Origin of the sequence: Acuticoccus kalidii (genome assembly GCF_021556395.1) — a bacterium.
Taxonomy (GTDB): Bacteria; Pseudomonadota; Alphaproteobacteria; order Rhizobiales; family Amorphaceae; genus Acuticoccus; species Acuticoccus kalidii.
Window position 1 is genome coordinate 112,576 of sequence record NZ_JAKGCS010000025.1, and the last position, 21,147, is coordinate 133,722.

The window sequence follows — 21,147 nt, forward strand, 5'->3', positions numbered from 1 at the left end:
ACGCGTGAAACTGGATTCGCTCGTTCGACTCGATGTGCACCTGTTGGGCGCCGCGTGATCGCGGCGGCCCCGAAGGCGGGCGACGACGCCGTGCCGGCTGTCTCACCAGGGATGAAAAAGTAAATCTATCCAATTCGGCTGTCTACTACTTTAGAACATATTGCCAATTCTCATGGATTTCGGCTCGCGTGGATCGTGCAAATATACAAAGACGTCATCACTTGTCGGTTTGCTCAAATGGGCAGCCGCGCCGAATATTGATTTTCATCAATTTACCGATGCGGTGCATTTTTTATTGAGCAGGTCTTGCCGACATCCAAGCGCGGCCAGGATAGGGAGGGGAGGATGCGCCACTTGCGTAAGCTCGTCGCGGCGTTCGCCGTTACGCTCGTCTTTCACCTCGGTGGTTCGGCCGAGGCGCAACAGCCGGCGGGCGCACCGAATGCGACCACGACGCTGAACGGATTGCAGCTACCGCCGCCGCCGCCGGCCTTCGGCGGCACGATCGAGACCGATGCCATCGACTCGGTGCCCTGGTGGCCGCCGCGCGCCGCGCCGCCGGCCGATGCGCCGAACGTTCTTCTCATTCTGATCGACGATTCCGGCTGGGGCATTCCAAGCACCTTCGGCGGCGTGGTCCCATGGCCGACGATGGACGCCCTCGCGAAGGACGGGATCCGCTTCACCAACATTCATTCGACGGCGCTCTGCTCGCCGACGCGGGCCGCGCTGATCACCGGGCGGAACCACCACAATGCCGGCTTCGGCGTGATCTCCGAGCAGTCGACCGGCTTTCCCGGCTACAACAGCATCATCGCCGACGACAAAGCGACCGTCGGCCGGATCCTCCTCGACAACGGGTATGCGACCGCCTGGTTCGGCAAGAACCACAACACGCCGGCGTTCGAAGCGAGCCAGGTCGGCCCGTTCACGCAATGGCCGAGCGGCATGGGCTTTGAGTATTTCTATGGCTTCGTCGGCGGTGACGCGAACCAGTGGCAGCCGAACCTCTTCCGCAACACCACCCAGATCTATCCGTTCGAGGGTAAGCCGGGCTGGAATCTCGTCACGGCGATGGCCGACGATGCGATCGACTGGATCGGCCGGGTCCATCAGACCGACCCGTCGAAGCCGTTCTTCATCCAATACGCCCCCGGCGCGACGCACGCCCCGCACCATCCGACGCGCGAATGGGTCGACACGATCGAGGGTATGCACCTCTTCGATGCGGGGTGGAATGCGTTGCAGGAGACGATCTTCGAGAACCAGAAGTCGCTCGGCCTCTTTCCGGCCGACACGAAGCTCAATCCCTGGCCGACCGAGCACATCGACACCTGGGATCAGCTCGATGCGGACGCACAAAAGCTCTTCGTGCGCCAAGCGAACGTCTTTGCGGCCTATTCGGCCTATTCCGATCATGAGATCGGCCGCGTCGTGCAATTCCTGAAGGACATCGGGGAATATGACGACACGCTGATCATCTACATCAACGGCGACAACGGAACGAGCGCCGAAGGCGGCCTGCTCGGCACCCCGAACGAGGTGGCGTACTTCAACGGGATCAACGCGATCCCCGTCAAAGACCAGATGAAGTGGTACGACGTGTGGGGGACGGAAGAGACTTACAATCACATGGCGGCCGGCTGGTCCTGGGCGTTCGACACACCGTTCCCATGGTTCAAGCAGAATGCCTCGCAGCTCGGCGGCATCAAGCAGAACATGGTCGTCTCCTGGCCCAAGCGGATCCGGGACAAGGGCGCGCGGCGCGATCAATTCCTCCATGTCATCGATATCGTTCCGACGCTTCTCGATGTGACCGGCATTCCCGCGCCCGAGAGCGTCGACGGGATCACCCAGGCGCCGATGGACGGCAAGAGCTTCGCCTATCTGTTCGACCCGGCGAACGCCGACGCCTCGCCGCCGCGCGACACCCAATATTTCGAGATGATGGGCCAATGGGCGCTCTGGCAGGACGGCTGGTTCTTGAGCACCGAGGTGAACCGCGCCCCATGGGAGGCCTTCGTCGCCCCGAACCTCGACCCGCTCAACAACCAGGTCCTGGATCTTTACGACCTCAAGTCCGATCCGACCCAGACCACCAACGTCGCCGCCCAGCATCCCGACATTGTGCAGCGCCTGAAGGACGCGTTCATCCGCGAGGCGACCCGTTATCAGGTCTTCCCGCTCGACGCGTCGGTGGGCCAGAGACTGATCGCGCCACGACCGAACATCACCGCCGGCCGGGACGAGTTCGTCTATACGCGGCCGATGGTGGGCTTGCCGCAAGGTGACTCGCCGGTCCTCCTCGACACCTCCTACACGATCACCGCGGAGATCGACGTGCCGGAGGGAGGCGGCGAGGGCATGATCCTCACCTCGGGGGGCCGCTTCGCCGGATACGGCTTCTATCTTCTCCACGGCAAGCCGGTTTTTCTCTGGAATCTGGTCGATCTCGATCGGGTGAAATGGGAGGGGAAGACGGCGCTGACCCCCGGCCGGCACACCATTGAGTTCGCGTTCGATTATGAAGGGCTCGGGCTCGGAACGCTCGCTTATAACGACATGAGCGGGCTCGGCCGGCCCGGCACCGGCACGCTGAAAGTCGACGGTGCGGTCGTCGACACCAAGCGGATCGAAAAGTCCATTCCGATCATTCTTCAGTGGGACGAGAGTTTCGACATCGGATCGGACACGCTCACCGGCGTGAATGATGCCGACTATACCCCGCCATTCCCGCTGACCGCGACGCTCGACAAACTGACGATCAAGCTCCAGCGGCCGCAGATCTCGGACGCCGACAAGGCCAAGATGAAGGCGGCGATGCTGAAGGCGAGCGACTGAGGCGCAAGGCGGCCGAATGACGGCCGGATCGCGACCCGCCCGGCGATGGCGCCGGGCGGGTCGTCGTCGCGAACGAGGGACCCCGGTCGCGTCCTAGGCGTAGACGATATCGGTGTCCGGGTTGAACTCGCCGGCGACGCCTTCGATGAGGATGCTCTGTCCCGTCCCGATAGCCGCGGTGATCAAAACATCGTCGCCGGAGATCGTGGTCGTCACGTCCGTTTCCGCAACGCCGATCATGATGAGGCCGTCGAAGCCGATCTCGAAATCGGTGATGACGTCATGGCCGAACGTCGCCTCGAAGATGAAGAAGTCCGCCGCCTTGTCGCCACTGCCGTCGGCGTTGTTGGCGGACAGGATGTCGTTGCCGGCGCCGCCGTTCAGGAAATCGGCGCCGGCGCCCGACACGAGCCGATCATCGCCGCGATTGCCGAAGAGCTGGTCGGTGTCCGATCCGCTGCGGATGAAATCATCGCCGTCGTCGCCGAACAGATAGTTCGTGCCGTCGCCGCCATTGATCACATCGTCGCCACCGCCGCCGCGGATCGTGTCTTCGTCCTGACCGCCCAACAGCTTGTCGTTGCCGTCCCCGCCGAACAACTTGTCCGAGCCGTGACCGCCGACGAGCGTGTCGTCGCCATCGTCGCCGAACATGCGATCGGCGCCGCTCTGGCCGCGCACGATGTCGTTGCCGTCGCCGCCATGGAGTCGGTCGTCGCCGATGCCGCCGGCAACCGAATCGTTGCCCGCCCCGCCGTCGATCGTGTCCGCCCCGCGGCCGCCGATGAGCCGGTCGTCGCCGCCATTGCCGAGAATGCGATCCGCCCCGGTGCCGCCGGAGACGGTGTCATGGCCCGCGCCGGCGATGATGATATCGTCGCCCGTGCCGCCGATGACGCTGTCATTGCCACTGCCGGCGCGGATGAGATCGTTGTCCTCGCCGCCGTCGATCAGGTCGTCGCCGGAATTGCCGATCAGCGTATCGTTGTCGAGATTGCCGACGAGGGTGTCGTCTCCGGTCCCGCCGCGCAGGATGTCGTTGCCGGATTCGCCGGTCAGGAAGTCGTTGCCGTCGTCGCCGATCAGGGTGTCGTTGCCCGAGAGGCCGTTGAACTCGTCGTCGCCGCCGAAGCCGCGGGCGAAATCGTCGAACGAGCCGGTCAGGAAGACGTCGGCGAATTCGTCGCCGATAAAGCGATAGGCGAGCGGGATGACGAGCAGATCCTGGAAGGTGACGCCGGGATCCGATGCCTGTTCGTTGAGACGATCGAGCGACGAGTTGAGCTTGGACATCGTCCAAGAGTTCTCGGGGTTGGCCTTGTCATAACCGGTCCACGAGGTCACGACGCCCGTATAGCGGCCATTGGCGTCGATGCCGAAGCCTCTGCCATGAAGCTCTTGGACGTAGGTCGTCGTGCCGTCGAAGCCGCCGGAAAACTCCAGCACCGCCAGCGTGTCGGAGACGATCGTGTATTCGTTGTTCTGATCGGCCAAACCTTTGACGAAGTTCGGGCCGAACATGAAATTATTGACTTTGAGTGTAACGGGGCTGATGGGAAAACCGTCAGGCATCGTGCGCTCCTTGGTTCGTTTCGCGGTTTATTGGCAAAAGGCGAGGCGTCACCGTTCAGCCCGCCACATCCGGACGCGCCACCGTCGGTCACAGTCGAGCTGGGATGAGAGCGGGATCGGCGACAGGTTTCCCGCATCGAGAAGGGGAGAGGGGAGACGGCCTTCCTTCGTTGAAGTAAGGCCGTAGCGATTGGCCTGCGTTGCAAGGTTGAAACTATACGGTTTGTGCAACAACGGTGAGTCATTGAATCGTGACCCTCAGAAACGGACCTGACGGCGCGAGCAGGCCCGGCCGAGCGGCACGGGTCATGTTTCCTCGTCCGGCGGCCCGCGCAGATCGTCGAGCCCGGACCTGACGGCCTTGTCCATCCCGCTTGCAAGCATGTGGTCGCGAAGGCGCTGATTGTAGCCGCCCGGCGTGTCGAGGGCGCGCAGAAGCGCATGGCACGGCGTGCCGAGAAGGCTCGAGCCGACGAGGGTGCGCAGGAACGCCTCGCCGGTCTCCTGATCGGACACGTGCGGGCCGAGCCACGCCGCCGCGCTCGCGACGAGGCTCGTCGCGGGCGACAGCACCGCCTGCGCGCACAGATAGGCCGCGAGCTCGGCCTCGTTCGCCAGCGGGAAGATCGCGTTGCGAGCGCCGAACAGGGCATGGACGAGCGCGTCGTCGCCGAAGGTGAGAATGGGCGAGCCGCCGGCGGCGATCGGCGGAAAGGGGATCATTCGCGCCGCCATCCTCGCGGGGGCGATCGCGGCCTCGGTGTGGGCGAAGGACGCGTCGGCCATCAGCGAGATGACGGTCTGGCCCTCCCGAAACCGCAAAGGCGCGAGAATCGCGTCGGCAGCATCCGCCATGAGGCCGATGAAGACGACGTCGCTCTCGTCGAGAACGGCCTGGTTGTCGGCCGCCTCGACATTGGTGAAACGCGCGGTGAGACGGTCTGCGTTGGCGGCGCTGCGGCGTGACACGGTGATCGCGTGACCGTCGCCGGCGATGCTCTCGACGAGCGCCGAGGTGATCGTTCCGAGGCCGAGAATTCCAATCCGCAACGCCGTGGCTCTCCGCGTTTGTCCGACGCGATTCGCGATCGCCAATGAAGGCCGAAAGCGTAGGCGCAGGCACACCGCAACACCAAGGCACGACATGTCCATTTTGAACAAAGACGTGCCGCGAATGGTGCGGCGGTCATGGGCGGAGGGCTGCGGCGTTGCGGAACGATCGGTGGGCGCCGAGCCGGCCTCGCGGCGGCGCCGACACCCGGCCGCGGGGTCTGGTCTATCCCGCTGTGATCGCGAGATAGCCGGCCGGCCGGTCTCGGTATCCGGCCTCGCGGGCGACGATGGCGGCGGCGGCGATCAGCATGAAGAGGATGCCGAGATCGGGCACCGTTCCGCTCGTCAGCATGACAGCGAGCTGGGTGGCGGCCGCGGCGCGAGTCCCGAGAAAGACGCGCCGTGCGGTGGTGCCTGCCGCGAGTGTCACGGGCAGGGCGAAGGTGCTGCCGATGAAGGCGGTGAGGGCGATCAGCCCCGGAATGCCGACGCTGCCGAGGATCACCGAGACGAGCCCGTTGGAGCGCAGGGAGCCGACGCCGGCACCGAGGCCGTAGGTCTCGCCGAAGGCGAGGATGCCGTTCGCCGCCCACGCGCCGCGTTCGAGCCCGGATTCACTCTCCGCCTTGTCGAGGATGATCTCGCCGAAGAGCTTTGCGATCATGTCCGGCAGCGGCGTCGCGATCAGGATGACACAGACGAGCGCGACGAGGAGACACAAGACGAGCCCGAACCCGAGGGCGAGCCCGCGCGGATAGGGCCCGAACACGGCCCATCGCGCTTGCCATGCGAGGATGAGCGCTGCGGCGGCGAGGCCGACGAACCCGCTGGCGGACAACGACGACAGCGTCATCACGAGGGTCGCGAGCGCGATCAGCCCCTCGATCGGGCGGCGCGAGGTGAGATAGCTCGCGGCGAAATAAGCGAAGATCGCCGAACTGAAGCCGCCGAATGAAGAGGGTTCGGAAAAGCCACCAATATTGCGCGGAAAGCCTGCGGAAAATTGCGAGTCGGCGAGCGCGTAGGTCGCCGTCTGGACCGGCGCCAGGATCGCGTCGGCACCGGCGAGGCCGATCGCGCCGAGCACGATATTCACATAGGCGATCCCGCGCATGATCCGCTCGAAATAAGACAGGCCCGTTCGCCGGATGACGCCCCAGGAGGCGAGGAAAACGCCCGTGCTGAGGAGGATATAGGCCGTCTGCGAAATGTTGGAGCTGCCCGGCTGGAGCGGGGTCAGCGACGACTTGAAGTAGATGCTGACGGCCGTTCCCTCCGTGCTGCGCGACAGGGAGAAGACGTCGAACTGATAGGCGAAGAGGCGCACCAGGATGACGGCGGAGAACACGGCGTAGATCGAGAAAATCGCGAGCGGGATCGCCTTCTGCGGCAGGTGGACCGGCTGCCCGTCGAAGGCATCGACCGTGAGACGCAGCATGATGAGGCCGATGGTGAGCGCCATCATGACGTGGACCGCGAGGAGGGTGAGCCCGCCGACCGAAGGGAGGGTGAAGATCGCCATCATCCCGAACGGCAGCGTGAGCGCCGACACCGCGAAGGCCCGCTCCACGCTGCGCACCGCCGTGAAGGCCCACAGGAGGAAGATGATCGGCGTGATCGGGAAGATCTGCACCGGATCGCCTCAGGGCTCGAGGTCGAGCGCGATCTGCCGTTCGCGCTCCACCGTCACGGTGAGGGTGTCGCCGGGCGCAAGGCCCGTCGTCGGTCCCGCCTTGATCACCGTCGAGGTGCCGCCGGTGTTGCGGCGGATCGACATGAAGACCTTCGCCGTGCTCGCCCGAACGCTCTCCGCCTCGCTCCAACTCGTCAGCAGCGAGAGCTGGCCCTCGACGGAGCGGTACTCCTTCGTGAGCTTTTCGAGCATCAATTGCCGCTCCTGCTGGTCTTGAAGGAGGGTTTGCGTGCGCTCGGCGATCTTTTGGGCGAGGCTCCGCTCGAGCTCACCCTGGTTGCGGCGGGCGCGGGAAATCTCGCCGTAGATCTGGAGGAGACCGCTCTGTGCGTTCATCAGTTCCTGTCCGCGCCGGCCGACTTCGGCCCGCGCGGTGAGGCCGCGATCCTGGAGCTGTTTCGACCGATCGACCTCTTCCTCGTAGAACGCGATCGTCTTTTCCTGGTTCTCGACCAGCTTTTCGATCAACTCGACCTCGTTGGTCGCCGCCTTGACGGAGGCTTTGAGGGCGCCGGTATCCTGGGCGAACGCGCTCGCCTCGACGGAGATGATCTTCTCCTCGGTGACCTTGAGCTGGCCCACGAATTCGGGATCGAGCTCGATCCCGGCGATCGTCGGCAGATCGTCCTCGGCGATGCTGTTGCGGCCTGCGAGCTGGGCCCGGACGCGGGCGATCCAGACCGCCTGGCGCGCGATATCGGCCTCGATCGATTGGAGCTGGCCGCGCATCGTGGCGCGCGACAGGATCCGCTCCTCCTCGTTGTTGAGGAGGGTCGAGACGCCGCCCGCAAGACCGATCACCTGTTCGACCGTCATCAGGGGCTGAAAGCCGTAGGAGCCCGGCGTCTTCACGTCGCCGAGGACGAAGACGGGGCGATACTCGGCGATCGAGAGGCTGATCATCGGATCGACGAGGATCTCGTTCCCGACATAGCTGTCGGTGATCGCGTCATGCGCCTCGGAGATTCTGAGATCGGCGATCCTGACGCCGCCGACAAAGGGAAGCTGCACCTCGCCATTGTTGTCGATCACGAATTTTCGCGGGGCGTCATCGTCGTTGAGGATGTCGAACTCGACGATGTCGCCGACGGCGAGGCGGTAGTCGACCTGTGCGGCGGCGGGTGTCACCGCGCCGAGGAACGCGAGGAGTGCCGGCAGAAGGAAAGCAAGGCGGATCATGACGCCGCTCCCGTCTCGTCCCGGCGGCGCAGATAAAAGCCGCGGCTCACGCTGCGACCGAGCTCGGGATGGGAGCGGACGCGGTGGGAAAGGTCGGGGATCGTCCATTCGTCGACAACCTCGTATCCGGCCGCCGCCGCATCGTCGAGGAACGGGCCGAGCGAGCGGATCTGATAGGGCACGTGCGCGGCCCCGATCCGCTCCAGCGTCACGACGGTCGGCCCCGTCCGGGTCGCGACCTTGTTGAGGAGGATGTGGGCGGGCGGCCGTTCGAGGCGGGCGACGAGATCGCCAAACGAGGCGTCGATATATTGGAAAACGCCGGAGGCGAGGAGGAGATCGGCGGCCGGCGCCTTCGCCGGATCGTCGATGAAGGCGAGCGCGCCGGCGAGACCGTCGGCCTCGGCGCGTCGCCGGCCGGCCGCGCAGATCGCCGGTGTCTCGACGATGGTCCAGCGGTAGCGGGAGCGCACGTCGAGGTGCGGGTCGAAGGCGCGGAATTTCGTGCCCATATGGCCGCCGACATCGAGGATGTCGGTCACGCTGTCCCCCAGCCGGTCGAGCCAGAAGAGGACCGGATAGTCCCATATGGCGAGCTCGCACATCGTCGCGAAGCCGATCTCGGCGATTTCGGCATGGTCGCAGCCCGCAAGGCTCGACGTCGGGGCGGCGGCGATCGCCTCGGCGAAGGTGCGGTAGGCGCCCATGAAGGAGCGATGATGCGGCCGCAGCCAGAACTCGCTCCGACACGCGGCGATCGCGGGAAGGCTCTTGAGGCGCGACAGGAGGCGCCGCGGCGAGCGGTCCCGTTCGAGCGGGAGAGGGAGCAAGGTCGACTTTGCAAGACTCATGATCGTCCTCCGATGTGATGAGCGGCGTTGCGCACGACGCGGGGACGCACGAGGGCGACACAGAGCGCATAGATCGCGAGGGCGCAGAGCGAGGCGAGGGCGGCCGTCATGATGTCGGGCCAGCCGAGACGGGCAATGACCGAGGTGAGGCCGATCCCGCCGAGGAGGCCGAGCACCAGGGTCGGCACGATGAAGACAGAGCGCAGCAGGATGGTGCGCCAGTCGATGCCCGCATAGCGGGCCTGGAGATAGATCGAGGTGGCGATCGCGACGACCCCCGCGCCGACCTCGCCGAGGGCCACCGCCGCCGGGCCGAAATGCGCCGTCGCGAAGACGAGGGCGATGGCGACGAGGCAGTTCAGCAACGAGATCGGCGGCAAGCGCCGCACCTCGCCGACGAGGGAGAGGAGGATCAGCGTGACGCTGCTCGGGATGAAGAGGAGGCGGGAGGCGGCGAGGATCGCCATGATCAGCCCGGCCTCCTTCCAGCGGTCGCCGAAGACGAAGGCCACGAGCTCGGTGGAGAACCAGCCGACGAGGAAGAAGGCCGGCGTCGCGACGGCGAGGATGATCGGCAGGAAGGTGTTGGCGCTCTCGCGAAGGCCCTCCGATGCCGGCCGCCCCGCCGCGCTCGCCCGTGTCGCGGCGCGGCGGAACACGACCCAGGCGATGACGCGGACCGGATCGACGATCAACTCCGAGATCGCGCCGATCAGCCGATCGGCGGCCCGGTAGAGGCCGGCGCTCGCGAGCCCCAGAAACATGCCGATGAAGATCGTGGCCACATAGGAGCGCAAGGTCGCAAGGACGCGGGTCGCAAGAACGCTCCCGTAAAAGCGGACGATATAGATCGCCGTCTCCCGCCCGACGCGGGCCGCCGGAAAAAGCCGGCTCACGGTGAGCGCCCCGCCGACCAGCAAGGTCTGCTGCACGAGGCGGCCCCAGATGAGGGCGGTGACGTCATGGCCGCGATGGAGGAGGGCGATGGCCGTCACCAGCCCCGCGAGATCGCCGCAGATCTGGAAGCCCGCCCAATAGACGACGCGCTCGCGGCGGATGAGGATGCCGCTCTGTGTCGCCGCGACCGTCGACAGGAAGATCCACACCGAGAAGAGCGCGATGAGCTGGGCGATCGGGTGCGCCGCGTCGAGCGCGTTGGCGATAAGCGCGGCGCCGATGCCGAGCGCTCCGATTGCGAGGCCCGTCAGCCAGGCGACCAGGGTGATCTCCCGGATCGTCTCCTCGGTGTCGCTCCAGCTGATGATCAGTTCGCTCCACCCCGCCTCCGAGAATTGAAGGGCGATCACCGCGAAGGCCGAAACGAGGGCGAAGACGCCGAACTGTTCCGGGGTGAGATAGCGTGCCGCGACGATGAGGACCGCGAGTTGGGCGAGCTGGGAGAGGCCCCGGGCGACCGCCGTCGCCACACCCGAGCCGAGGACGGTGGTTCCGCCGAATTTTCGGGCGATGTCGGCCATCTAATGCTCTCCGACGGCGGTGCGGGGTTGGACGCGGTCGGCCGGATCAGGGTCGGGATCGCCGGAGGATTGGGGCGCGGTGCGCTTCATCCAGGCCCAGGCGGATCCGATGATGGTCTGAAGGTCGGACCGCTCGGCCCGCCAGTCGAGCGCGGTCTCGGCACGGGAGGGATCGGCGACGAGGATCGGCGGGTCGCCCTCCCGCCGAGGGCCTTCGCGCACGTTGATCGCCCGGCCGGTCATCGCCTGAACGAAGTCGATGATCTCGCGCACCGAAATCCCCGTCCCGCTGCCGAGATTGAACGTGCGGAAGCCGTTGAGATCGCCGGAGATCAGCCGCTCGACGGCCGCGACGTGCGCCGCGGCGAGATCCTCGACATGGATATAGTCGCGGATGCAGGTCCCGTCCGGCGTGTCATAGTCGGTCCCGAAGACGGTGATGTGCCGCGCCGGATCGAGCGCCGCGCCGAGGACGAGCGGGACGAGGTGGGTCTCGGGGTCGTGGGCCTCGCCGATCTCGCCGTCCGCATCGGCGCCCGCAGCGTTGAAATAACGCAGCGCGACGACATCGAGCCCGTAGCTCGTGCAGCAATCGCGCAGGATCGTTTCCATCATCAGCTTGGAGCGCCCATAGGGGCTGACGGGCGCCTTCGCCTCACTCTCGGTGATCGGAAGGCGCTCGGGCGTCCCATAGACCGCACAGGTGCTCGAAAAGACGAGGCGGTCGACGTTGGCCTGGAGGGCGGCGAAGATCAGCGAGATCGTGCCACCGACATTGGCGCGATAATATTTCACCGGATTGGCGACCGACTCGCCGACGAGCGAACTCGCCGCGAAATGGACGATCGCCGCCGGCTGGTATCGATGCATCACCTCGATGAGACGCTTGGTGTCGCATACGTCGCCGACTTCGAGCGGTCCCCATCGCACGGCGCGGGCATGGCCTTGGCCGAGATTGTCGTAGGTGACGGGCCGAAAGCCGCGCGCGGCGAGGCGTTTGCACGTGTGGGAGCCGACATAACCGGCGCCGCCCGTCACCAGGATGAAGTTCGACATACTGACCGCACCTCCTCATTGCGGCACGGGACGCGCCTCGGTCGGCGTCTATCGCGTAAGATTATGATATTGTTCATGGTTTTTGTCTGATAGCGGCTGCGATCGCGGCGGCTTTGCGCGGCCCGAGCGGCGTAGAGCGCGTTTGAAGACGCTGTTGGCGTGCGGATCGACGAAATGAAGGATCGCGGTGCAACGGATCTGATCGGGCCGGAAGCGGTCGTTGGTGTGGACCGAGCGATAGCCCCAGAAGAGGCAGAGACTGCCGGGCTCGAGCGGCACACGGACGAACGCGCCGTCGGCATAGCGATGGCGTAGCGAGCGCTGGACGATCTTGTTGTCGAGGCCGATCCGGTCGACGAGATTGCGCAGATAGGTCCGTCGCAGCGGGCGGCGGTTGGCGAAGATCACGAAGTCGCCGCCGCTCCCGGCCTCCGGGGCGATGACCGGGATCAGCGCGGTGAGGACGTAGGAGTCGTAATGGAAGATCAGCGACTCGGCCTGACCGCTTTCCCCGCACAGGATCCGCACGGTCTGCCGCCCCGCGATGCTGGGCAAAGAGCGCCTCAGCGCGTGTTCGCAGACCGCACGGCCGAAGGCGAGCATCGCCGGATCGCGGGCCCAGGTCTCGAGGAAGGTGCCGTCGAGCCCGTCGGTGCCTTCGATGAAGACGTACTCGCCGTTATTGGCGCTGGCGATGGACTTTATAGTGTCCTGCGTCCGCTTCAGCTCTTGGGCTGGGACAAAATTTCTGATGATGGCGACGCCATTGCGGTCGAGCTCTTTGGAAATCTCGGCCGGATCGAGGGTGGTGAGACGCGCCTCTGACGTATTCATGGTCGTATTCCTTTTGATTATGGACGAGGTCGCCGCCCCCGGACGGGGCGGCGGAAATCCGGGAAACCGACCGACGGCGCCACTGTCGCTCACCAGGTCGAAAGGGCCGGCTCGGCTCCTTGAGCGCGGGCGGCCTCTTGGGGGGGAAGGGTCACGGGAAGCAGGAAGGGCCGCGTCTCGTGCGCATGCATCGTGCGCTCGACGAGCGCGCCGAAGCGCTGGCGGAAACTCTCTTGGGAGAAGAGGCGCGCCTGGGCGACGATCCGCTCCGGATCGAAGCGGTCCTCGATCGTGCAGAACCGCTCGACCGCTTCGATGAGCGCCTCGGTCGACTGGGTGTCGAAGAAGAGCCCGGTTTCCCCGTCGATGACGCTGTCGCGCACGCCGCCTTTGCCATAGGCGATGACCGGCACGCCGGAGGCCATCGCCTCGACCGGAACGATGCCGAAATCCTCGAGCGGCGGGAAGATGACGGCCCGCGCGGTGCGATAGAGCACGGCGAGCTCCTCGTTCGGGACGCGGCCGAGAAAGCGGACATTGTCCCCCGCCTTCTGCTTCAGCGCGGCGGCGCCGTCACCCGAGCCGACGACGGTGAGGGGCAGGCCGAGCCGCGAAAACGCCTCGATGGCGATGTCGGCGCGCTTATAGGGCACGAGCTCGGAGATGAAGAGGAAGTGCGCGCCGCGGCGCTGCGGGCCGGGCCGATAGATCGACAGGTCGACCGGCGGATTGATGACCGTCGACTCGCGGCCATAATACCGGCGGATCCGTTCGGCCGCGAAGCTCGAATTGGCGACGAAATGATCGACCCGCGCCGCCGTCGACACGTCCCATTGGCGAAGCTGATGGGCGACGTGACCGAAGACGAAGCGCTGCACCGTCCCCATGGACCGGCAATAAAAGCCGTACTGGTCCCAGATATAGCGCATCGGCGTGTTGCAATAGCAGATGTGCGGCACGCCCGGCGGCACGATCACCCCCTTCGCGGGGCCCGATTCCACCGAGATCACGAGGTCGTAGCCCGACAGGTCGAGCTCTTCGAGCGCGCGCGGCATCAGCGGCAGATAGGCCTTGTAATGGGCCCGCGCCCCTGGAAGCCGGCCGATGAATGTCTCGGTGATCCGGTGGGCGCGGATGATGTCGGAGAGGCGCTCCGGGATCGCGACATGGGTGAAGATGTCGGCCTGCGGGTAGAGCTTCAGCATCTCCTCGAGGACGCGCTCGCCGCCGCGCATCTTGACCAGCCAATAATAGATGATGGCGATCTTGCGCCGCGTCCGCGTGCGGCCGTCATGATCGAGGTGCGGGCCGCCTTCGGTCTCGGATGCGATTCCAAATGGATATTGCATGGCTCAGGCTCCCACCGATCCGCCGCTGAGGACGGCGCGCTTTGCGCGGTTGAGGACGACGCCGGCGACGCGAACGTCGCTGTCAGCGAGGATGCGAAGGGCCCGCTCGACCATCGGCAGGCTCTCCTGCCCGGAGGCGACCACGAGGAGGGCGACGTCGGCATAGCGAGCGACGACGCGCGCGTCGGAGGCTTCGACGAGGGGCGGCGTGTCGAGGATGACGACGTCGTAGATGTCGGCGAGATGGTCGAGGAGGATCTGAAAGCGTGGCGTCGAGAAGAGATCGGCCCCGCCCATCGGGTGGACGGCGGCGGGGATGTAGTCGATCCCGGTCGGCTTATGGTGCTGAATCACCTGGTCGGGCTCGACAGTGCCCTTCAGATAGTCCGCAAGGCACGGCACGCGCGCCGTGCGGTTCGCACGATTGCCGAACACCTCCCAGAACACCGGGCGGCGCACGTCGCATTCGACCATCACGACGTGCCGGCCGATCACTTGCATCACCGAGGCGAGGGAAGTCGAAGTCGTCGTCTTGCCCTGGCCGGTCTCGGCCGAGCAGACCATGAGGACGAGACTCTCCCCGCCGAGCTGTTCGAGGTTGAGCGCCGCGCGGAGCGCCCGCACCGCCTCGGCGAACGGGGTGAGGGAGCGGCGCGAGAGCTGGCGCAGGATCCAGCCGCGACCGCGCACCCGGCTGACATTGGGGAGCGCGGCCAGCACCGGCAGGCGCAGGCGCGTGCGCACCTCGTGCGGTGTCTCGACCCGGTTCGCCGTCAGCGCCAGCGCGAAAACGAGCGCGATGCCGATCGAGAGGCCGAACCCACCCGCCGCCGCGAGCACCAGCTTCGAGCGCGGATAGGCGGGGGAGAAGGGTGCGTTGGCGACCGAAATGATGCGCGCGTCGGCCTGTTGGAGTTCGGCTTGCTGCGTCGTCTCCATGTAGCGGTTGAGGAACATCTCGTAGATCGCGCGCGTCGCGTCGGCCGACCGTTCGAGTTGGCGCAGCCGCACCGAGTTGCGCGAAATCTCGACGAGGCGCTCCTCGTGCTCCTTGATCGCCGCGTCGAGCTCCCGCTCGCGGGCGAGTTCGACCGCGACATCGCTCTTCAGCGCGGCGACCGCCTTGCCGACTTCGACGTCGAAGGCGCGGTCGATATCCTCGAGTTCGGCGGCGACGGCGACCTGGTCGGGATGCTCGCGCCCGTATTTCTTGCCGAGCTCGGCCTGACGGCGTTGGAGCTCCGCCTTTTGCTGGCTGAGGGTCAGAATGAGGGGCGAGGTGAGGGCGGAGGCGGCGGCCGGCATCCCGCCGCTTTCGAGGAGCTCGTGGACCTGGTCATAGCGCGCTTCGGCCATCACGCGGGCGCCGCGGGCGCGGGTGAGCTCTTGGTTGAGCTGGGCGAGCTGCTGGTTGATCGTGTCTTCGCTGCCGACCGTCAGCGCCTGCGAGGCCTTGAAGGCGACGACGTCCGCCTCGGTCCGCTCGACCGAATCCTTGAGGCGCGCGATGCGCTCGTTCAGCCAGACGCTGCCGTCCTCGGTGGTTTGGCGCTTCTGGTCGATCTGATCCTGGATATAGCGTTTCGCGATCGCGTTGGCGAAGCGGGCCGCGGTCTGCGGGTCGGGATCGGTAAAGCCGATATTGAGGACGTGCGAGATGCCCTCGCGGTTCACCGACAGGCGCTGTTGCAGCATGCCGATCACGAGATCGCGCGGGTCGCGGGGGTCGGGCGCTTTTTCCGGCAGCGGCGCCGCGGGTTCGGCGAGGCCGAGATTGGTCTTCGCCGACAGCATCCAGCCGCGCAACGTTTCGACGATGCGGTCGACGGCGCCTTTCGGCCGCTCGATACGCGGATCCCAGTCGGGATCGTCGACGAGATCGAGCTGATCGACCACCTTGCCGAGAAGAAGGTTCGACCGGATCACCGACACCTCGCCCGCGACCACGGAGGCGCTGAGCGACAGGTCGGCCACCACCGCGCGGACGTTGGTGACGTTCTTCTGCCGATCGTCGAGGAGGACCGTCGCCGCGGCGAAATATTGCGGCGTCACCTGGCGCAAGGCGTAGAGGGCGACGAGCATCGTTACGACGAGGCAGGCCGCGATCGTCCACTTGCCGGCCCAGATGATCTGGATCACGCGACCGAGATCGACGGTCTCGGCGGTTTGAGTTTCGTGCTCGACGGTCTTCAGCGGCACGATATCGTTGCGATTAAGGATGTTCATATGCACGGCTCTTTCGCCGTCGGGGCGATCGAATCGCGGCGTGCGGCCTGTTGCGAGCGGGGGTGGAACTTGTCGGCGTGTCCGTGCTTCTCCTCGAAAGGTCGCGTATGCCGGGATGTGGATCGCCGCGCCCCGGACGTGCGGGTGTTTGGCCGCGACGAAGCGAGGGTGAAGGACGGACCGCCGATGACGGTGCGACGCATGGCCGAAAGCAGGGGGAGCGGACTATTGCCGAACGACAATGACCTGTTGTTCTGGAACGGCAGGCGGATCCGCCTTGCCGTTTTCGTTGCATTGATCGTCTTCTGGGGCGCGGTCGCGCTCGCTTTTCTGCTGTAGGCCCGGCAGGCGTCCGGCCGGCGCGCCACGGTGCGCGGGCCGGTCATGACAGCGTCTCCGTCGAGAAGCGGCGGCGCGCGTCATGGGCGGCGGCGTGAGCCCGCGCGGCGAGCGCCTCGTAGGCGTGGCGGTCGTTCGCGAGGCGCACGAGAGCTTCGGCGGCCGCGTCGACGCTCGGATCGGCCCATTGGCTGCCGCCATAGATCCCCGCATCGTCCACGACATCGATGAGCGTATACGGCACGAGCACGCTATCGCGCGGCGACATGAAGTCGACATTGCCGGACCAGCCGGTGGCGATCGCCGGCACGCCCTGCGCCATCGCTTCGAGAAGGGGAAGGCCGAACCCCTCCGCCCGGTGCATCGACAAGATCACGTCGCTCTCCCGGTAGAGCGCGACGAGCGCGGCCTCGTCGAGGAAGCCGGTGATGACCGTCGCGTTCGCCATCGCCTCGACCTTTTCGAGGAGGCGCCGCGCCTCGGAACCGCCGCCATGGAGCTTGACGACGAGGCGGGCCTTGGGATCGGCGCCGAAGGCTTGCTCGAAGGCGGCGATGGCGGCCACCGGGTTCTTGCGGCTGAGGCTCGACCGGCTGTCGGCCATCACGAGGACGGTGAAAGGATCCCCTTGCCGGTGCTGGCGGGGCGTCGCCGGGTCGATCGGATGGGGGACGACGTGGATCGGCTGGTCGAACAGTTGGCCGAGGCTGTGGGCTGCGAAGTGGCTGGGCACCCAGATCTCGGAGACGAGGGAGCCGAATTCGCGCCAGCCGGGCGGCGGGTCGGGCAGCTCCCAGGCCCAATAGCCGATCCGGTACGCCTTCGCCGCCTCCGGCAGGACCGATTGCACGAGTGTCGCCGTCTGCGGTGCGGCGCAGTGGAAGATGTAGGCCGTCGCCGTCTCGTGCGGGACGTGAGCGAGCGGATTGCGCAGCGCCGCGGTGCCGTCGATCAATTGCGTTCCGGGATGCTCGCGGGCGAGGGCGTCGAAGTGGAGTTTCGCGCCGGAGCCGATGCCGTTGCGCCGGCCGAGCATCCCGACGACCGCGAGACGCGAGAGGTCGCGTCGTGCGTCCTCCCGGCCGAGGCGCAGGTGCGCCAGGGTGCGGCAGCTCGCGAGATAGGCGGACTTGAGCGGAGCCTTCAGTGTCGGGCCGAGGGCCCGCGCGGTCGTGGCGACGGAGCCGATCATAGCCGCCCCGCACGCTCGGGCCGCAGGCGCCCGGACACGAGATCCTTGATCGCGAGGAGATTGCCCTTGAGGCGGCCGCGCCGATCGACGAACGGCTCGGGCGTCAGCGCCTTTCCGACATTGGCCGCGAGATTGCGGCTGATGCGGATCAGCGCGTAGCTGAGCGGATAGGCGCCGCCTCTCGACTTATAAGCGAGATAGAGCGGGTTCGCGATCTGCGAGTAGCCGAGATTGAGGCCCGAGCCGCGGCCCGATTTGGTCCCGAGATGCACCCCACGCGCGGCCGAGAGGCGCGCGATCCCGCCATGCCGGCCGAGCCGGCGGGTAAAGTCGACATCCTCCTGCCATCCGTAGAGCTGCAGCCGCTCGTCGACGCGCACGCCGTGCCGGCGAACGGTCTCCATGCGCACGGCCATGTTGCAGCCATAGCCGCAAAAGGTCGGATCCATCCGCTTGTCGATCGGGCCGTGGGCGATCCAGTCGTCGAGGAGGACCGCGCGGCCCTCCTCGGCGCTGAAGCCGGGGCCGGTGATGCCGTCGGCGATCACGGTGCCGGTGGCGACGGCGAGATAACGGTCGTTCGCGAACGCCGCTTCCATCTCGGACAGATAGTCGGGCGCGGGAAGGAAGTCGTCGTCGAGGAAGACGACGATATCGGCGTCGCCCGCCTCGTCGAGGATCTTGTTGCGCTGCCGGGGCAGGCCCGGATCGCTGTAGAGGACGGTGAGGGTGCCCGGCCCGAAGGCGATACCGTCGAGGTCGGCGGGCTCGGTGGCGCAGATGATGACCCGGTCGGGCCGGCGATATTGCCGGTCGAGCTCGTGCAGCGTCTCCTGCAGGATCGGCGCCCGGCCGCGCGTCGCAATTCCGACGGCGATGGTGAGGTCGGACGGCTCGTCCCTCGGCGCGAGAAGGGTGACGAGATCGACCGGGATGCCGGTCTGCCGAACGTCGGTGCCGAGCGGTGCGCCCTCGCGGCTGCGAGAAACTGCGCACCTGTGCGGACCCGACGATCGGGCCTTGAACGCGAAACTGTCGGGTCGCCACGTGCCCATTCCGTCCTCCAATCGGGTTTTATTCGGCGCGCCGGGTCGGTCTCGCCGGGGGGCGAGGGGCGATCGTGTCGGCGTGTCGGTCTTGGTGCGGGCCATCGTTCAATCCCCCCAGGTCCGCCCGGGAGGCATGTCGATCTCGCGCCCTTCGACCCAGTAGATCTTGCCCGGCCCCTTGGTGAGGCGGCCGCTCGTCGTCTTCCAATTCCAGCCGCGAAGGCTCGTCATGTGGACGGCGGCGCCGGGGTCGTTGAAAGCGAAGAGCTGGTCGACCTTCGGGGGCTCCTTCCCGTTGATCAGGAAGAAGCCGCCGAAGAAGTCGATGCGGCCGACCGCGATGTGGAAGGGGGGCGTCGATGGCGGCCGGATCTCGATCCGGCAGCTCACGAAGTCGATGATGCCGTTATTGTCCCAGACGACGCGCTCGCAATAATCGAGCGAGCAGCTCACGAAGCGCAGCTCGAAGCCCGCCGTGTTCACCACGAGATTTTCGCAGTTGAAGAGCGCCGACTGATTGAAGGACACGCCTTCGCCGGCGTCCTCGAGGTCATAGGGACAGTCGAGCGCCGAGCGGCAATGATAGACGGAGATGTGGTCGAAGCTGATGATATAGGCCCGGTCGCCCATCAGGATCCCGGTATAGAAGCCGTGGATCGCGCAGTCGCGGATCACCGTCCGGCTCGAATGGGCCGGCAGATCCGTGTGGAAGAAGAGCCCGGCGGTGTAGGTCGAGGCGCGTCCCGGCCCGATCAGCTCGAAGCCTTGAAAGGCGGTCCGCTCGTGCCCGTATTGCGGGCTGCTGTCGGCGGCGAAGTGAACGGCGTTCGACTTTTCCGGGAGCCGGGTGAAGTCGAGCCGCGTGCCGTCGCCATAGACCGAGGTTCGCGCCGGATTGAGGCGGAGGCCCCGGTTGAGGACATAGGCCGCCCCGGTATTGGGAAGGTAGACCCCGCCGCCGGCCTCGGTTCGGGCGGTGGCGTCGAGCGCGCTCTGGATCGCGCACCAGTCGATCTCATCGTCGAGGCTCGTGGCGGCCGGAAAGTCGGCGCGTGCGGCTTCGAGGCTCTGATAACGCTCCGAGAGCGGGTGAGAGGCGCCGTCGCCGATCGCCTGGTGCGGCGTGCAGGAGGCGACATCGCGCTGGGGGGCGGCGTCGGCGGGTGATGCGCTCGCGAGCGCCTGCGTGCCGGCGACCGTTGCGGCCGCCCCGACGAGCCAGCGCCGCCGCGTCGTGACACAGAAATCGTGAGGAATGTCGATCGTTCTCATGGAAGGATGCTCCCGCGTTCGCGGGCGAGCGCCCGTGCGGTATCGAGGTCGAGGACGTCTGGAAGGCTTTCGGCGAGGGGCGCGTGGCGCTCGTCGCCGAGCGTCGTTTCAAAGAAGCCGATCACCGCGCCATGGATCGCTTCGGAGAGTGCGGCCCGGGCGAGCGGGTCGCCGGCGGCGTCGGCGCGACCCGGCCAGACGCGGCGGTCGGAGAAATCGACATGGGAGGCGGGCGGGATGACCAGCGTCTCGGTGGTCTCCGGCGCGGCGAAGAGGCGGGCGAGCTCGATCTTGGTGAGCTGCGCTTCGTAGCGGATCGCCCCGTCGGGGCTCGCGAGATCGGAGACCGGGGTGAAGAACGCGCCGCCCGACAGGAAGAGATAAGGCACGTCGACCCCACTCTCGCCGGACGCGCCGTAGGTCGAGCCCTCCATATTGACGACGGCGGCGACGCGGGGATCGATCTTGCTGAACTCGGCCGCGCTCGATCCGCCGAAGGAAAAGCCGAGCGCGCCGATCCGCCCCGTGTCGACGGCTTCGGCCCAGGGGCTTTGCCGGGCGAAATCGTCGACCGCGCGTGCGGCCGTCACCCCCGCGAGGTGGACGCGGGCCCCGGCGAGGACGAGCGAGCGGGCAAAGCCCTCGTCGGAGCCGTAATCGAGGCTCGCATCGAGAAGGCGCGGATCGCCGAGGCCGCGATTGTGCACGATGTCGTCGAGCGCGAGGATGACGAAGCCGTGGCTCGCGAGATCGGCGAGGAGGTAGCTGTTGTCCTCCCGCGTCGAGAACCAGGCGGGGAAGTAGACGATGAGGGGAAGGCGCTTCGTCGCGCGGGCGAGCGGCGCGCCGGGCTGCGCGGAGGCGTGGGTCGGGTGCGTCACGGTCCGCATCGCCCCGCGTGCCTTCTGCGACAGCGAGGCTGTGGGCGTGGCCGACGGATACCACACGTCGACGGGTATGGCGGTGCCGTCGATCGAAAGGGTCAGCGTCTGCAGTCCAACCCTGTGCGCCCCGGTCGGGTGAGGCACGCTGACCGCCGGCGACAGCACGCGGCGCGCATGTTCCTTCGCGACCGTGGCCCCGCCCGCCGCCACCCATAGGAAGAGGATGCCGGCGAGCACGACGATCAAGATGAGGAAGATGATGAAGCGCGCTGCCGTCAT

16 protein-coding genes are annotated in these 21,147 nt (G+C 66.7%); 1 reads left to right on the forward strand and 15 read right to left on the reverse strand.

What is annotated here, in order from left to right:
- Window positions 1-345 precede the first annotated feature (345 nt).
- Window positions 346-2,841: an arylsulfatase gene (locus tag L1787_RS17295; RefSeq protein ID WP_235710258.1), complete on the forward strand. Its 2,496-nt coding sequence runs from the start codon at window positions 346-348 to the stop codon at window positions 2,839-2,841.
- Between the two features lie 93 nt (window positions 2,842-2,934).
- Here L1787_RS17295 and L1787_RS17300 read toward each other — a convergent pair whose 3' ends face one another.
- The 15 genes from L1787_RS17300 to L1787_RS17370 form a co-directional block, all read right to left on the reverse strand.
- Entirely contained in the window at window positions 2,935-4,413 is a 1,479-nt protein-coding gene (locus L1787_RS17300) for a calcium-binding protein (protein ID WP_235710260.1), read from the reverse strand.
- A 306-nt stretch (window positions 4,414-4,719) separates the two neighbouring features.
- Window positions 4,720-5,463 carry an NAD(P)-binding domain-containing protein gene (locus L1787_RS17305; protein WP_235710262.1) on the reverse strand — a complete coding sequence of 248 codons (744 nt, stop codon included), beginning with the start codon at window positions 5,461-5,463 and terminating at the stop codon, window positions 4,720-4,722.
- Window positions 5,464-5,689: 226 nt separating this feature from the next.
- Complete coding sequence (locus L1787_RS17310; RefSeq protein ID WP_235710263.1) at window positions 5,690-7,099, reverse strand: hypothetical protein; 1,410 nt, start codon at window positions 7,097-7,099, stop codon at window positions 5,690-5,692.
- Window positions 7,100-7,108: 9 nt separating this feature from the next.
- Window positions 7,109-8,338 carry a polysaccharide biosynthesis/export family protein gene (locus tag L1787_RS17315; protein ID WP_235710265.1) on the reverse strand — a complete coding sequence of 410 codons (1,230 nt, stop codon included), beginning with the start codon at window positions 8,336-8,338 and terminating at the stop codon, window positions 7,109-7,111.
- A complete protein-coding gene (locus L1787_RS17320; protein WP_235710267.1) occupies window positions 8,335-9,189 on the reverse strand; it encodes a methyltransferase, TIGR04325 family in 855 nt (284 codons plus the stop codon). The genes L1787_RS17315 and L1787_RS17320 overlap by 4 nt, the downstream gene beginning before the upstream one ends.
- Window positions 9,186-10,667: an oligosaccharide flippase family protein gene (locus L1787_RS17325; RefSeq protein WP_235710268.1), complete on the reverse strand. Its 1,482-nt coding sequence runs from the start codon at window positions 10,665-10,667 to the stop codon at window positions 9,186-9,188. The genes L1787_RS17320 and L1787_RS17325 overlap by 4 nt, the downstream gene beginning before the upstream one ends.
- Window positions 10,668-11,723: a UDP-glucose 4-epimerase GalE gene (gene galE / locus L1787_RS17330; protein ID WP_235710270.1), complete on the reverse strand. Its 1,056-nt coding sequence runs from the start codon at window positions 11,721-11,723 to the stop codon at window positions 10,668-10,670.
- Window positions 11,724-11,771: 48 nt separating this feature from the next.
- Complete coding sequence (locus L1787_RS17335) at window positions 11,772-12,557, reverse strand: hypothetical protein (protein ID WP_235710271.1); 786 nt, start codon at window positions 12,555-12,557, stop codon at window positions 11,772-11,774.
- A gap of 89 nt (window positions 12,558-12,646) precedes the next feature.
- Complete coding sequence (locus tag L1787_RS17340) at window positions 12,647-13,906, reverse strand: glycosyltransferase (protein WP_235710273.1); 1,260 nt, start codon at window positions 13,904-13,906, stop codon at window positions 12,647-12,649.
- Between the two features lie 3 nt (window positions 13,907-13,909).
- A complete protein-coding gene (locus L1787_RS17345; protein WP_235710275.1) occupies window positions 13,910-16,132 on the reverse strand; it encodes a GumC family protein in 2,223 nt (740 codons plus the stop codon).
- Entirely contained in the window at window positions 16,129-16,518 is a 390-nt protein-coding gene (locus tag L1787_RS17350; protein WP_235710276.1) for a hypothetical protein, read from the reverse strand. The genes L1787_RS17345 and L1787_RS17350 overlap by 4 nt, the downstream gene beginning before the upstream one ends.
- Window positions 16,515-17,663: a glycosyltransferase family 4 protein gene (locus tag L1787_RS17355; protein WP_235710277.1), complete on the reverse strand. Its 1,149-nt coding sequence runs from the start codon at window positions 17,661-17,663 to the stop codon at window positions 16,515-16,517. Before L1787_RS17355 ends, L1787_RS17350 begins: the two co-directional genes overlap by 4 nt.
- Window positions 17,660-18,718, reverse strand: a complete 1,059-nt coding sequence (locus L1787_RS17360) for a glycosyltransferase family 2 protein (RefSeq protein ID WP_235710278.1) — start codon at window positions 18,716-18,718, stop codon at window positions 17,660-17,662. The genes L1787_RS17355 and L1787_RS17360 overlap by 4 nt, the downstream gene beginning before the upstream one ends.
- Before the next feature lie 99 nt (window positions 18,719-18,817).
- Window positions 18,818-19,984: a hypothetical protein gene (locus L1787_RS17365; RefSeq protein WP_235710280.1), complete on the reverse strand. Its 1,167-nt coding sequence runs from the start codon at window positions 19,982-19,984 to the stop codon at window positions 18,818-18,820.
- On the reverse strand, window positions 19,981-21,147 hold the full coding sequence (locus tag L1787_RS17370) for a dienelactone hydrolase family protein (protein WP_235710281.1): 1,167 nt from the start codon (window positions 21,145-21,147) through the stop codon (window positions 19,981-19,983). The genes L1787_RS17365 and L1787_RS17370 overlap by 4 nt, the downstream gene beginning before the upstream one ends.